The following is a 13,531-nucleotide window of genomic DNA, read 5'->3' as shown; positions in this document are numbered from 1 at the left end:
ACGCTCTCCTACCATACCTATAAAGGTATCCACAGCTTCGGTAAATTGTTTTAGCCCCGGTACATTTTCGGCGCAGGGTCACTCGACTAGTGAGCTATTACGCACTCTTTGAATGAATAGCTGCTTCTAAGCTAACATCCTAGTTGTCTGTGCAACCCCACATCCTTTTCCACTTAACAATTATTTTGGGACCTTAGCTGGTGGTCTGGGCTGTTTCCCTTTCGACTACGGATCTTAGCACTCGCAGTCTGACTGCCGACCATAATTCTTTGGCATTCGGAGTTTATCTGAGATTGGTAATCCGGGATGGACCCCTCACCCAAACAGTGCTCTACCTCCAAGAATCTCTAATGTCGACGCTAGCCCTAAAGCTATTTCGGAGAGAACCAGCTATCTCCAAGTTCGTTTGGAATTTCTCCGCTACCCACAAGTCATCCAAGCACTTTTCAACGTGCCCTGGTTCGGTCCTCCAGTGCGTCTTACCGCACCTTCAACCTGCTCATGGGTAGGTCACATGGTTTCGGGTCTACGACATGATACTAATGCGCCCTATTCAGACTCGGTTTCCCTGCGGCTCCGTCTCTTCAACTTAACCTCGCATCATATCGTAACTCGCCGGTTCATTCTACAAAAGGCACGCTCTCACCCATTAACGGGCTCGAACTTGTTGTAGGCACACGGTTTCAGGTTCTATTTCACTCCCCTCCCGGGGTGCTTTTCACCTTTCCCTCACGGTACTGGTTCACTATCGGTCACTAGGGAGTATTTAGGGTTGGGAGATGGTCCTCCCAGATTCCGACGGGATTTCTCGTGTCCCGCCGTACTCAGGATACTGCTAGGTACAAAGACTATTTTAAATACGAGGCTATTACTCTCTTTGGCTGATCTTCCCAAATCATTCTTCTATAATCTTTGAGTCCACATTGCAGTCCTACAACCCCGAAGAGTAAACTCTTCGGTTTGCCCTCCTGCCGTTTCGCTCGCCGCTACTAAGGCAATCGCTTTTGCTTTCTCTTCCTGCAGCTACTTAGATGTTTCAGTTCACTGCGTCTTCCTCCTCATATCCTTAACAGATATGGGTAACAGGTAGTACCTGTTGGGTTCCCCCATTCGGAAATCCCTGGATCATCGCTCACTTACAGCTACCCAAGGCATATCGTCGTTTGTCACGTCCTTCTTCGGCTCCTAGTGCCAAGGCATCCACCGTGCGCCCTTATTAACTTAACCTTATTTTTGACCTTTCAGTCATAAACTCTTTTAATACTACAGCGTTTCGGTTTATTTTCTTGTTACTATTTGATATAGATATTCAATTTTCAATGTGCATTACTTGGTGATCTCTCACCAATGGAGCCTAGCGGGATCGAACCGCTGACCTCCTGCGTGCAAAGCAGGCGCTCTCCCAGCTGAGCTAAGGCCCCACAAGACCTCTCAAGACTAAACAAGACCAATGCGCAGTTCCTTATCCTTAGAAAGGAGGTGATCCAGCCGCACCTTCCGATACGGCTACCTTGTTACGACTTCACCCCAATCATCTATCCCACCTTAGGCGGCTGGCTCCTAAAAGGTTACCTCACCGACTTCGGGTGTTACAAACTCTCGTGGTGTGACGGGCGGTGTGTACAAGGCCCGGGAACGTATTCACCGCGGCGTGCTGATCCGCGATTACTAGCGATTCCGACTTCATGTAGGCGAGTTGCAGCCTACAATCCGAACTGAGACTGGCTTTAAGAGATTAGCTTGCCGTCACCGACTTGCGACTCGTTGTACCAGCCATTGTAGCACGTGTGTAGCCCAGGTCATAAGGGGCATGATGATTTGACGTCATCCCCACCTTCCTCCGGTTTATTACCGGCAGTCTCGCTAGAGTGCCCAACTAAATGATGGCAACTAACAATAGGGGTTGCGCTCGTTGCGGGACTTAACCCAACATCTCACGACACGAGCTGACGACAACCATGCACCACCTGTCACCTCTGTCCCGAAGGAAAACTCTATCTCTAGAGCGGTCAGAGGGATGTCAAGACCTGGTAAGGTTCTTCGCGTTGCTTCGAATTAAACCACATGCTCCACCGCTTGTGCGGGCCCCCGTCAATTCCTTTGAGTTTCAACCTTGCGGTCGTACTCCCCAGGCGGAGTGCTTAATGCGTTAGCTGCGGCACTAAACCCCGGAAAGGGTCTAACACCTAGCACTCATCGTTTACGGCGTGGACTACCAGGGTATCTAATCCTGTTTGCTCCCCACGCTTTCGAGCCTCAGCGTCAGTTACAAGCCAGAGAGCCGCTTTCGCCACCGGTGTTCCTCCATATATCTACGCATTTCACCGCTACACATGGAATTCCACTCTCCCCTCTTGCACTCAAGTTAAACAGTTTCCAAAGCGTACTATGGTTAAGCCACAGCCTTTAACTTCAGACTTATCTAACCGCCTGCGCTCGCTTTACGCCCAATAAATCCGGACAACGCTCGGGACCTACGTATTACCGCGGCTGCTGGCACGTAGTTAGCCGTCCCTTTCTGGTAAGATACCGTCACAGTGTGAACTTTCCACTCTCACACTCGTTCTTCTCTTACAACAGAGCTTTACGATCCGAAAACCTTCTTCACTCACGCGGCGTTGCTCGGTCAGACTTCCGTCCATTGCCGAAGATTCCCTACTGCTGCCTCCCGTAGGAGTCTGGGCCGTGTCTCAGTCCCAGTGTGGCCGATCACCCTCTCAGGTCGGCTATGTATCGTCGCCTTGGTGAGCCGTTACCCCACCAACTAGCTAATACAACGCAGGTCCATCTGGTAGTGATGCAATTGCACCTTTCAAACAGTTATCATGCAATAACTGCTATTATGCGGTATTAGCTATCGTTTCCAATAGTTATCCCCCGCTACCAGGCAGGTTACCTACGCGTTACTCACCCGTTCGCAACTCATCCAGAGAAGCAAGCTCCTCCTTCAGCGTTCTACTTGCATGTATTAGGCACGCCGCCAGCGTTCGTCCTGAGCCAGGATCAAACTCTCATTAAAAGTTTGAGTTCTCACTCATTTCTGTCACTGACAGATTTATTGTTTTTTCATTGTTCAGTACTACAACGTCAGTTGTAGCGCCCTGCACATTGGTTCGTCTTGTTCAGTTTTCAAAGGTCTTTGTCACTCAATCTCTCTCAAGCGACAACTATATTAGTATATCACAGCTGTCGACCTATGTCAACACTTTTTTGAAACTTTTTTGAACTTTTTTCATCAAGTGTTCCATCCGCAACATACCATAGTCCGTACGGGATTCGAACCCGTGTTACCGCCGTGAAAAGGCGGTGTCTTAACCCCTTGACCAACGGACCTTGAGTTTTTCAACTCTTTCTATTATACCTACTTTTTCCTCTTTGTCAAGGACTTTTTTAATCTCCTATACAAATTTTTCTATGATAATAGAAAAGAGCCAGTTTAACTGACTCTCTCTATTTTGTTTGCCAATTAGTCGCACGTTCCTCTCCCCACCAGTAAGGGATCAATTCGGCAACTTTGATTGTTTTTCTCGTTTTGTAGTCCATCATGAACTCTGCTTCTTTATTTTCAGCATTCAATTCTAAGAGAAATTCTCTGCAGGCGCCACAGGGCATACCTGATCCTTCGCCGTAGGGAGGTTTATCTCGAAAGGCGAGGATTTTCTTAACTTTAGTTTGTCCTGAAAATTGATACATATTGAAGAGAGCTGCTCGTTCTGCACAGAGATGAAAAACGCCACAAGTGCCCTCCATACAAAATCCTGTGAATATCTGACCATCTTCCGCTTCTACCGCGGCAACGACATGGTTAGCATAAACAAAGTCAGAAACTTCATGGGGATTGTATAGTGTTCGTGCTTCTTCATACATCTTTTCCCATTTATCCATCGGAAGTCCTTTTTATTTAGAAATTTCTTTCAGCATGTTTTCGATATGCTGGATTGACTTTTCACGTCCGAGCAAGAAAATGGTGTCTGACAATTCTGGACCATGCATTTCCCCTGATACAGCAATACGAATCGGCATGAAGAGATTTTTACCCTTGATACCTGTTTCCTTTTGAACTGCTTTAATTTGCGGGAAGATATTCTCCGTCACAAATTCTTCATCTGTCATCGCTTCTAGTTTCGCTTTGAAGGCTTCTAGAACAACCGGAACGGTTTCTCCTGCCATGACCTCGCGCTCAGCGTCTGTCAACTCTGGGAAATCTGAGAAGAAAAGATCTGTCAGTGGAACAATCTCGTCTACTGATTTCATTTGTGGCTTGTAGAGTTCTACAATTTTTTCAGATTTGTCAGTCAAACGTCCTGCTTCTTCTAAGTAAGGTTTGGCCATTTCAAAGATAGTAGCTAGATCAGCTCTCTTGATGTAGTCGTTGCTCATCCAGTCAAGTTTTTTCTGGTCGAAGGCTGCTGGAGACTTGCTGAGGCGGTTTTCATCGAAAAGTTTAATGAGTTCTTCACGAGAGAAAATTTCATCTTCGCCACCTGGATTCCAACCAAGAAGAGCGATAAAGTTAAAGACAGCTTCTGGAAGATAGCCTTTCTTACGGTAATCTTCGATAAATTGAAGGGTATTGGTATCGCGTTTAGACAATTTTTTACCCGTTTCAGAGTTGATGATCAAAGTCATGTGACCGAACTCTGGAGCTTCCCACCCAAGAGCTTCATAAACCATAAGCTGTTTGGGTGTGTTGGCAATGTGGTCATCACCGCGGATAACATGAGAAATCTGCATATCGTGATCATCAATAACAACAGCAAAGTTGTAAGTTGGGTAACCGTCTTTCTTTTGAATCACCCAGTCACCGCCGATATTGCCACCTTCAAACTCGATATCACCTTTGACCATATCATGCCATTTGTAGATACCAGATTCATTAACAGCCAAACGAACAGTTGGGATGATACCGGCTGCTTCACGTTCTGCGATGTAAGTTGCTTTTTCTTCTTCGCTCATACCAAGGTATTCATTGATGTAACGTGGTGTTTCACCTGCTGCTTCTTGGCGTTCGCGTTCAGCTGCCAACTCTTCTTCTGTGACGTAAGATTTGTAGGCTTTTCCTTCAGCTAGCAATTGGTCGATGTATTTTTGATAGAGTTCCAAACGCTCTGATTGGCGGTAATTTTCATGAGTTTCTGGACTTTCATCCCAGTCAATTCCCAACCAGCGAAGATTTTCAAGCTGTGAACGTTCTCCATCCTCAACATGGCGTTTACGGTCAGTATCTTCGATACGGATGATAAAAGTTCCACCATGATGGCGTGCGTAAAGGTAGTTGAATAATGCTGTACGGGCATTTCCGATGTGTAGTAGTCCTGTTGGACTTGGTGCGTAGCGTACGCGGATATCTTTTGACATAGTTTCTCCTATAAAGTCTCTAGGCGTCTGCCTTTTTGCTTTCTATATTATATCACAAGTCTCGCCTGAGTCCAATGTCTACGAATAAAGAGAGTAAAAAGAGTGGACAAGCCACTCTTTTCTTCTATTATAGACGTGCGTTAAGCTCTTTGCTCAATTCTTCAAATCCTGGTTTTCCAAGAAGGGCAAACATGTTACGTTTGTAGGCTTCAACACCTGGTTGGTCAAATGGGTTGATGGCATTCAAGTAACCTGAAAGGGCAATAGCCAATTCGAAGAAGTAGATAGTGTAACCAAGAGTGAAGGCATCTTGCTCAGGAAGAGTCACGTACATGTTTGGCACATCACCGTCAGTGTGGGCAAGAAGAACACCATCAGTAGCTTTTTTGTTTACAAAGTCAACGTCTTTTCCTTGAAGGTAACCAAGTCCATCAAGGTCTTCTTCCAAAGTAGGGATAATCACGTTCTTACGTGGTTTGTCAACACGGACAACTGTTTCAAACATGATACGAGTTCCTTCTTGGATAAATTGACCAAGTGAGTGCAAGTCAGTTGAGAAGTTAGCTGAAGTTGGGTAGATTCCTTTTTGGTCTTTCCCTTCTGATTCACCAGCCAATTGTTTCCACCATTCTGAGAAGTATTGAAGTGATGGCTCGTAGTTTACCAAGATTTCAGTAGCGTAGCCTTTACGGTAAAGGATGTTACGAACTGCTGCGTATTGGTATGCTTCGTTTTCAGCAATCTTGTCTGAAGTATAGTCTTTACGAGCTGCGTTCGCACCTTCCATAAGAGCTTTGATGTCTGCACCTGATGCTGCGATTGGAAGCAAGCCAACTGCTGTCAATACTGAGAAACGTCCACCGATGTCATCTGGAACCACAAATGTTTCCCAACCGTTGGCATCTGCTTCAACCTTAACAGCACCTTTTTGGCGGTCAGTTGTAGCATAGATACGTTTGTTAGCTTCTTCTTGACCGTATTTCTTAACCAAGAGTTCTTTGAATACACGGAAAGCGATCGCTGGTTCTGTTGTTGTACCTGATTTAGAAATCACGTTTACTGAGAAGTCTTTGTCAGCTACGTACTCTACCAAGTCAGCAAGGTAAGTAGATGAGATTGAGTTTCCAGCGTAAAGGATTTGCGGAGCTTTGCGTTCTTCTTTTGTTTGCAAGTTCGCAAAGTGGTGGTTCAAGAAGTCGATAGCTGCTTTGGCACCAAGGTAAGATCCACCGATACCGATTACAACCAGGACATCGCTATCTGACTTGATTTGCTCAGCAGCTTTCAAGATGCGGTCGAATTCTTCGCGGTCATAATTTTCAGGAAGGTCCAACCAACCCAAAAAGTCGCTACCAGCACCAGTTCCTTTACGGATCAATTCGTCTGCAGCTGTTACTTGTGCTTGCATGTATTCCACTTCATGTGGGGCAACAAATTTGTCTAAAACTTTTGAATAATCAAATTTAATATGTGACATGATAATCCTCCAATATTTCTTCTTTTCTATCATAACGCTTACCTTCGATTTTTTCAAGCTTTTTTATTGAATTTGCCCAATTTTTATCAGAATTCAAACGTTTGCGTAAAAATGCTAAAATACAAAAAATCTGAAAGGACGAATAAAAACGGCTAGAGTCTCTAACCGTTATAATTCATTTAATAAATACTCAAATAGTTCTAAATTGCCGTCTTCTTCATTGACCAGAAACTCTGGATGCCACTGCAAACCGATAATCCGGTGCTCGTCGATAGACTCAATCGCTTCGATAGTCTGGTCTCGAGGATCCACCGCTGTCACACGGAAATTAGGCGCCAGATCTTTAATACTTTGACGATGGACTGAATTGACCTGACTTTCTTTTCCGAACAACTTAGCCACCACGCTTCCTTCTACCGTCTCAATAGAATGAGATGTTCCAAAAGGCAAACCTTGCCAGTGACCTTCAATTTCTTGGTGAAGAGTGCCGCCAAAAGCAACATTGACAAGCTGAACCCCGCGACAGATTGCCATAATTGGTTTATTCTGACGGAGCGCTTCTTTCAAGAGGGCTAGTTCAAACTCATCGCGTACAAGGTTGTAATCATCGCTCTCAATAGTCTTTTTCTCTCCATAAAACTGAGGATGGACATTTTGCCCACCTGTCAAGATGAGTTTGTCAATCATTTCCACATAATCGCGCACAATGGACTCATCCCCTACAGGAATCACTAAAGGGAGACCGCCGACTTGACGAATGCTCTCTGCAAATTTACAGGATACAGATGAGTGGATGTTTTTCCCTTCTGCATCTACAGGACATAGGTTTGCAGCAACTCCTACAACCGTTCTAGCCATGATGTGTCTCCTTTCGATTTTCTTGCGACAGTCTTATCTTATCACTCCAACCCTTTCCTGTCTAATATGTTTTTTTAAAGACCGTGATAAGTATTTTTTATGGACAAGAAAAAGCTGCCCACGAGGACAACTTTTTTATTCGAAGACAAATTGATTGTGATACAGTTCTGAGTAGAAGCCACCGAGTTTGAGCAACTCGTGATGATTTCCACGTTCAATGACCTCTCCATCTTTGAGGACAATAATCTGATCGGCATTGAGGATGGTCTTGAGACGATGGGCAATGACAAAGCTGGTTCGACCTGCTACTACTGCCTCCATGGCATGCTGAATCTTGCTTTCTGTTACAGTATCGACATTGGAAGTCGCTTCATCTAAGATTAGGACTTGAGGATCTGTCATCAAGGTTCGAGCGATGGAAATCAATTGTTTCTGCCCAGTTGAGAAGATATTTTGCTCATCATCAATAAGGGTATCATACTTATCAGGCAAGCTTTCGATGTAGTCATGAATATGAGTTGCCTTGGCAGCTGCTTCGACCATTTCCTGACTGGCATCTGGCACACCGAAGCGGATATTGTCCCGAATCGTTCCACTAAACAAGACCGAATCCTGCAGGACAATCCCGACCTTGCTCCGCAGACTGTCCAAGTCGTAGTCACGGATGTCTTTTCCATCAAAGCAAATGCTGCCTGCATCCACATCGTAGAAACGATTAATGAGGTTCATGATGGTTGTTTTCCCCGAACCAGTCGGACCGACAACTGCTATCATCTGCCCCTTAGGAGCTGAAATGCTAACATCTTTTAAAATCGGCTTATCTGGCACATAAGAGAAATCAATGTGACTGATTTCAACACCTTCTCGTAATTCCGTAAAGGCTGGTGCATTTTGCGGGCGAATCTCTTCTTCTGCATCGAACATTTCTTGGATACGATCCGCTCCAGTAAAGGCCAACTGGAGGCTCCCCCAACTCGCAGCCACCTGGATAATCGGCTGGTAGTACTGCTGAGAAAATTGGGTAAACATGACAATCAAACCTAGGGCTGTCGTTGTTTCGATACTTGGATCGTTCAGCAAGACCGCAGAACCTGCAAAAATAACGATGGCCGTATTGACCAAACTCATCCCATTCATAACTGGAAAGAGGATGCCTGAGAACATTCTTCCTTTAAAGGTTGCCTTGCGCACGCGTTCATTTCGCTCCACAAAGCCTGCTACGATGTCGTTTTGAATTCCTTGTACAATAACAGCTTTCTGCCCTGAAATACTTTCATCCATATAGGCGTTGAGTTTCCCAACCTCTTTTTGCTGGAGATTGGTGTACTTGCGGGCCATTTTCACAATGAAGACCAACATGAGAAAGGCCACTGGGGTGCTGGCTACTGTTATCAGGGCTAGTGTCACATTTCTTGAAAACATGACAAAAATTAAACCGATGTAAAGAGCAATATTGCTCATAACCTGAACTAGACTTTCATTGAAGGCTTGAAGGATATTGTCTAAGTCACTAGTGAAGCGAGAGAGGATGTCACCATCCTGGTGGCGGTCAAAGAAAGAAACCGTCAAACGTGAAAGTTTGCCAAAGAGGCCCTTACGCATCTCATTTGTCGACTCGGCAATCACACGAGTCATCAAGGCCATATAAATCAAACTGGACACTACCAAAACCAGCACAACCAGGGCTAGATTCAGCATCAGAGCTGACAAACTTTGCCAGGCTAGTTCGGAAGTCCCATTTTGATAAGCTAGAACCAGATTAGCGAGCTCCGTCACTGCTTGACCTGAAAAAACAGGAAAGAGGGCTTGGGCAATCGTCGCAACTGCAACCATCAGAATCACAATGGCAAAGGAGAGCTTGTAAACTTTAAAATAATTCCAGAAAAATCGAACGGTTTTCATTTTATTCCTCCCTTCCCTTCTGTGTTTCGTAGATTTCGCGGTAGATGGCATTGTTAGCTACCAAGTCTGCATGCCGTCCTTCTCCAATCAAGCGTCCTTGGTCCAAGACCAAAATCTTGTCCGCATGGACGACTGAACTGATTTTTTGAGCGATGATAATCGTTGTTGTCCCTTTCAGGTCTTTATTCAAAGCCTCCTGAACGAGTCTCTCTGACTTGGCATCCAAGGCTGAAGTCGAATCGTCAAAAATCAGGATACGGGGATTGCTGACAATCCCTCGAGCAATCGACATCCGTTGTTTTTGTCCACCAGAAAAGTTGGTGCCCCGTTCTTCAACCTGACTCTCAAATTTGTTTTCCATGCGTCCGATAAATTCACTGGCTTGGGCAATCCGCGCCGCACGTTCCATTTCTGACACGCTGGCATTGCCTTTTCCTTGACGAAGATTATCTGCAATGGTCCCACTAAAGAGAATAGCACGTTGCAAGACAATGGAAACTGTTTTACGCAAGGTTCCCTCGCTGACGTCTCGAATGTCCTTGCCACCAATCTTGATAGAACCCTCCTGTGGATCAAAAAGTCGTGGGATTAACTGGGCAAGGGTGGACTTACCTGCTCCAGTCGCCCCAACCACACCGACCATCTGACCTGGTGCAACTTCAAAGCTTACATTCTTAAGCATGGGCTCTTCATCGGTAGGATAAGTGAAGGTCACATTTTCAAAAGAGAGACTTCCTTCTAGATCCTCATCTGGAAGATCCTTAAAAGTCATCGCTGGCTCGGTATCTAGAACCTCACGGATACGCATCATCGAAATCATAGCCCGACTGACAGAATTCCCTAAAAATCCAACCATGACGATTGTAAAGATAATCTGACTGAGATAGTTAACAAAGGAAGCAATAGAACCAACGACTGACGGATCCGACTGAGCCATTCCCGCAACCAACCAGATGGAGAGGAAAACCGCTCCGTACCCAATGAGCATCATAAAAGGTTCCACTACTGAAAAGGCATAGCCAATATAAATATTTTGTCCCAGAAGCTCATCTGAGACCTCAGTAAACTTGTCAAATTGCTCTTTTTCCTGCACAAAGGATTTGACAACGCGCACACCACGTAGATTTTCCTTGGCGATGGCATTAATTCGTTCAAGAAGAGTTTGAAACTTGGCGAAGCGCGGCCCCATCATCCCCATCATGATACCTGTAAGCGCAAAAATCAGCACTACCATAAGGACAATTACCCACCAAAGTGAAGGCAGGGTGTGAACCGCTAAGATAAAGGAACCAATAAAAAGCAAAGGAAGACGGAAAAGGATTTGGAAAACCATCATCACCATGTTCTGAATTTGGTTGATATCATTGGTCATGCGGACAACCAGATTCCCAGCATTAAACCGCTCAATGTTGGCATAAGAAAAGGTTTGGATCTTACGAAAAGCATCTTCCCGAAGATCCGAAGATACTCCCTGAGCGATATAGGCTGCAAGAATAACATTGACACCACCTGCAACCAGACCCACGAGGGCTACTCCTATCAACCATGCCCCAATACTATAAATAGCCTCATGTTGGCCAGCCAGTAGAGCATCTAAAACCTCCTGCAAATAGCGAGGTTGCAAGAGCGAGCTCGCAACCATCAAGCCTGTCATCACAAAGGATGCCAAGGCTTGCCATTTATAGGCTTTAATTTTTTCAATTAGCATACTTCCTCCTAATCAGATAGACAAAAGGGAGTGACGAAATTCGCCAGCTCCTCTCATTCTTTCATGTTGATGCTATTCTAGCAAAAAAGAGGAATCTTGTCAAAGGCGTTTTCTTATTACAAATTAGTGCGCTTTCACTCGCAAGTAATGCATGAAAAGGCTTTTTATGGTAAAATGAAAAGAAGAACTCTTAAAAGGAGGAGAAGATGAAGAAACAAACCATCGCTGTCTTGGGTCCTGGTTCTTGGGGTACTGCCCTTTCGCAGGTCCTAAACGACAATGGACACGAGGTTCGCATTTGGGGAAATATTCCCGACCAGATCGATGAAATCAATAGCCAACATACAAACAAACGCTACTTTAAAGACATCCTACTCGACGAAAACATCAAGGCATACCATGACTTAGGAGAAACATTGAAAAATGTAGACGCTGTTTTATTTGTTGTCCCAACAAAAGTAACGAGACTGGTTGCCCAACAAGTAGCAAAGGTACTTGATCACAAAGTTGTCATCATGCATGCCTCCAAAGGCTTGGAACCAGATAGCCACAAACGTCTATCAACTATTCTTGAAGAGGAAATCCCAGCTGACCTTCGTAGTGACATTGTCGTTGTTTCAGGTCCTAGCCACGCTGAGGAAACTATTGTGCGGGATATTACCTTGATCACTGCAGCCTCTAAAGACCTTGAAACTGCCCAGTACGTCCAAAATCTCTTTAGCAATCACTACTTCCGCCTCTATACTAATACGGATGTTATCGGGGTTGAAACCGCTGGTGCTCTCAAAAACATCATCGCAGTTGGGGCGGGTGCATTACATGGTCTAGGGTTTGGCGACAATGCCAAGGCGGCCATCATCGCACGTGGCTTGGCAGAAATCACCCGTCTAGGGGTCGCTCTTGGAGCTAATCCTCTGACTTATAGCGGTCTTTCTGGAGTTGGTGATTTGATCGTAACGGGGACATCTGTCCACTCTCGTAACTGGAGGGCAGGTGACGCTCTCGGTCGTGGAGAATCTCTCGCAGACATCGAAGCCAACATGGGCATGGTCATCGAAGGCATTTCAACGACTCGAGCAGCTTACGAATTAGCTCAGGAATTGGGTGTCTACATGCCAATCACACAAGCCATTTACCGAGTCATCTACGAAGGTGTCAATATCAAAGAAGCAATCACTGACATCATGAACAACGAATTTAAAGCAGAAAACGAATGGTCTTAGACCCTTATAGAAAGGAACATTATGAAACAAAAAGTCAGAAAAGCAGTCATCCCTGCCGCTGGATTGGGAACTCGTTTCCTCCCTGCAACTAAGGCCTTGGCCAAGGAAATGTTACCAATCGTAGACAAACCTACCATCCAATTTATCGTTGAAGAAGCTCTCAAATCTGGAATCGAAGATATCTTGGTTGTTACAGGTAAGTCAAAACGTTCCATTGAGGACCACTTCGACTCAAACTTCGAATTGGAATACAACCTCAAAGAAAAAGGGAAAACAGATCTTTTGAAGCTAGTTGATGAAACAACTGGCATGCGTCTGCATTTTATCCGCCAAACTCATCCACGTGGTCTCGGAGATGCTGTTTTGCAAGCCAAAGCTTTCGTCGGAAATGAACCTTTTGTCGTGATGCTTGGGGATGACTTGATGGATATCACTAATGAAAAGGCTGTTCCGCTCACCAAACAACTCATGGATGACTATGAACGTACCCACGCGTCTACTATCGCTGTCATGCCTGTCCCTCACGATGAAGTATCTGCCTATGGAGTTATTGATCCACAAGGCGAAGGAAAAGATGGTCTTTACAGCGTTGAAACCTTCGTTGAAAAACCAGCCCCAGAGGACGCTCCTAGCGATCTCGCTATCATCGGACGCTACCTCCTCACACCTGAGATTTTCCAAATTCTGGAAAACCAAGCTCCAGGTGCTGGAAATGAAATCCAGTTGACGGATGCGATTGACACCCTCAATAAAACACAACGTGTATTTGCTCGTGAGTTCAAGGGAGCTCGTTACGATGTCGGAGACAAGTTTGGCTTTATGAAAACATCCATCGACTACGCTCTGAGACACCCTCAAGTCAAAGATGATTTGAAAGACTACCTCATCCAACTTGGAAAAGAGTTATCTGAGGGGAAATAAAAAATACCTTATATACAAAGAAGAACTAGGGTGGTTGACTATCCTAGTTCTTCTTTTGTTTATCTGACTATTAGTCACATAATA

The 13,531-nt window shown here is 45.0% G+C and carries 8 protein-coding genes, 2 tRNA genes and 2 rRNA genes (1 of these 12 running past the window's edge); 2 read left to right on the top strand and 10 right to left on the bottom strand.

The window, feature by feature from the left end; all coding sequences use genetic code 11:
• The 10 genes from GOM48_RS00790 to GOM48_RS00745 form a co-directional block, all read right to left on the bottom strand.
• Nucleotides 1–1,227: ribosomal RNA gene (locus GOM48_RS00790) — 23S ribosomal RNA — on the bottom strand; it reaches 1,676 nt to the left of the window's first position.
• Nucleotides 1,228–1,348: 121 nt separating this feature from the next.
• Nucleotides 1,349–1,421 (bottom strand) — tRNA-Ala (locus GOM48_RS00785).
• 51 nt (nucleotides 1,422–1,472) lie between these two features.
• Nucleotides 1,473–3,019 (bottom strand): 16S ribosomal RNA (locus GOM48_RS00780).
• The 16S and 23S rRNA genes sit together here with 2 tRNA genes alongside, the layout of an rRNA operon.
• 242 nt (nucleotides 3,020–3,261) lie before the next feature.
• A tRNA-Glu gene (locus GOM48_RS00775) sits at nucleotides 3,262–3,333 on the bottom strand.
• A gap of 117 nt (nucleotides 3,334–3,450) precedes the next feature.
• Nucleotides 3,451–3,885, bottom strand: coding sequence for a cytidine deaminase family protein (locus GOM48_RS00770; protein ID WP_235097776.1), 435 nt, complete (start codon nucleotides 3,883–3,885; stop codon nucleotides 3,451–3,453).
• A gap of 12 nt (nucleotides 3,886–3,897) precedes the next feature.
• Nucleotides 3,898–5,358, bottom strand: coding sequence for a glutamate--tRNA ligase (gltX, locus tag GOM48_RS00765; RefSeq protein WP_235097773.1), 1,461 nt, complete (start codon nucleotides 5,356–5,358; stop codon nucleotides 3,898–3,900).
• 127 nt (nucleotides 5,359–5,485) lie between these two features.
• Entirely contained in the window at nucleotides 5,486–6,835 is a 1,350-nt protein-coding gene (locus GOM48_RS00760; protein WP_000018244.1) for a glucose-6-phosphate isomerase, read from the bottom strand.
• A 168-nt stretch (nucleotides 6,836–7,003) separates the two neighbouring features.
• On the bottom strand, nucleotides 7,004–7,693 hold the full coding sequence (locus GOM48_RS00755) for a gamma-glutamyl-gamma-aminobutyrate hydrolase family protein (protein ID WP_173259629.1): 690 nt from the start codon (nucleotides 7,691–7,693) through the stop codon (nucleotides 7,004–7,006).
• Between the two features lie 135 nt (nucleotides 7,694–7,828).
• A complete protein-coding gene (locus GOM48_RS00750) occupies nucleotides 7,829–9,595 on the bottom strand; it encodes an ABC transporter ATP-binding protein (RefSeq protein WP_084925293.1) in 1,767 nt (588 codons plus the stop codon).
• Nucleotide 9,596: 1 nt separating this feature from the next.
• Nucleotides 9,597–11,303 carry an ABC transporter ATP-binding protein gene (locus GOM48_RS00745; RefSeq protein ID WP_235097771.1) on the bottom strand — a complete coding sequence of 569 codons (1,707 nt, stop codon included), beginning with the start codon at nucleotides 11,301–11,303 and terminating at the stop codon, nucleotides 9,597–9,599.
• Nucleotides 11,304–11,509: 206 nt separating this feature from the next.
• Between GOM48_RS00745 and GOM48_RS00740 the strand changes: the two genes are divergently transcribed.
• Nucleotides 11,510–12,526, top strand: coding sequence for an NAD(P)H-dependent glycerol-3-phosphate dehydrogenase (locus GOM48_RS00740; protein ID WP_084973552.1), 1,017 nt, complete (start codon nucleotides 11,510–11,512; stop codon nucleotides 12,524–12,526).
• 21 nt (nucleotides 12,527–12,547) lie between these two features.
• Nucleotides 12,548–13,447 (top strand): UTP--glucose-1-phosphate uridylyltransferase GalU, encoded by a 900-nt coding sequence (gene galU, locus GOM48_RS00735; RefSeq protein ID WP_235097769.1) that lies wholly within the window; start codon nucleotides 12,548–12,550, stop codon nucleotides 13,445–13,447.
• Nucleotides 13,448–13,531: the final 84 nt, after the last annotated feature.

It is taken from the genome of Streptococcus oralis, assembly GCF_021497885.1.
GTDB lineage: Bacteria > Bacillota > Bacilli > Lactobacillales > Streptococcaceae > Streptococcus > Streptococcus oralis_BQ.
This window is presented reverse-complemented; position numbering and strand designations above follow the sequence as displayed.

Bases quoted from the DNA above. Each gene is read 5' to 3' on its own strand.
- GOM48_RS00770 (WP_235097776.1), bottom strand. From the start codon at position 3,885: ATGGATAAATGGGAAAAGATGTATGAAGAAGCACGAACACTATACAAT.
- gltX (WP_235097773.1), bottom strand. From the start codon at position 5,358: ATGTCAAAAGATATCCGCGTACGCTACGCACCAAGTCCAACAGGACTA.
- GOM48_RS00760 (WP_000018244.1), bottom strand. From the start codon at position 6,835: ATGTCACATATTAAATTTGATTATTCAAAAGTTTTAGACAAATTTGTT.
- GOM48_RS00755 (WP_173259629.1), bottom strand. From the start codon at position 7,693: ATGGCTAGAACGGTTGTAGGAGTTGCTGCAAACCTATGTCCTGTAGAT.
- GOM48_RS00750 (WP_084925293.1), bottom strand. From the start codon at position 9,595: ATGAAAACCGTTCGATTTTTCTGGAATTATTTTAAAGTTTACAAGCTC.
- GOM48_RS00745 (WP_235097771.1), bottom strand. From the start codon at position 11,303: ATGCTAATTGAAAAAATTAAAGCCTATAAATGGCAAGCCTTGGCATCC.
- GOM48_RS00740 (WP_084973552.1), top strand. From the start codon at position 11,510: ATGAAGAAACAAACCATCGCTGTCTTGGGTCCTGGTTCTTGGGGTACT.
- galU (WP_235097769.1), top strand. From the start codon at position 12,548: ATGAAACAAAAAGTCAGAAAAGCAGTCATCCCTGCCGCTGGATTGGGA.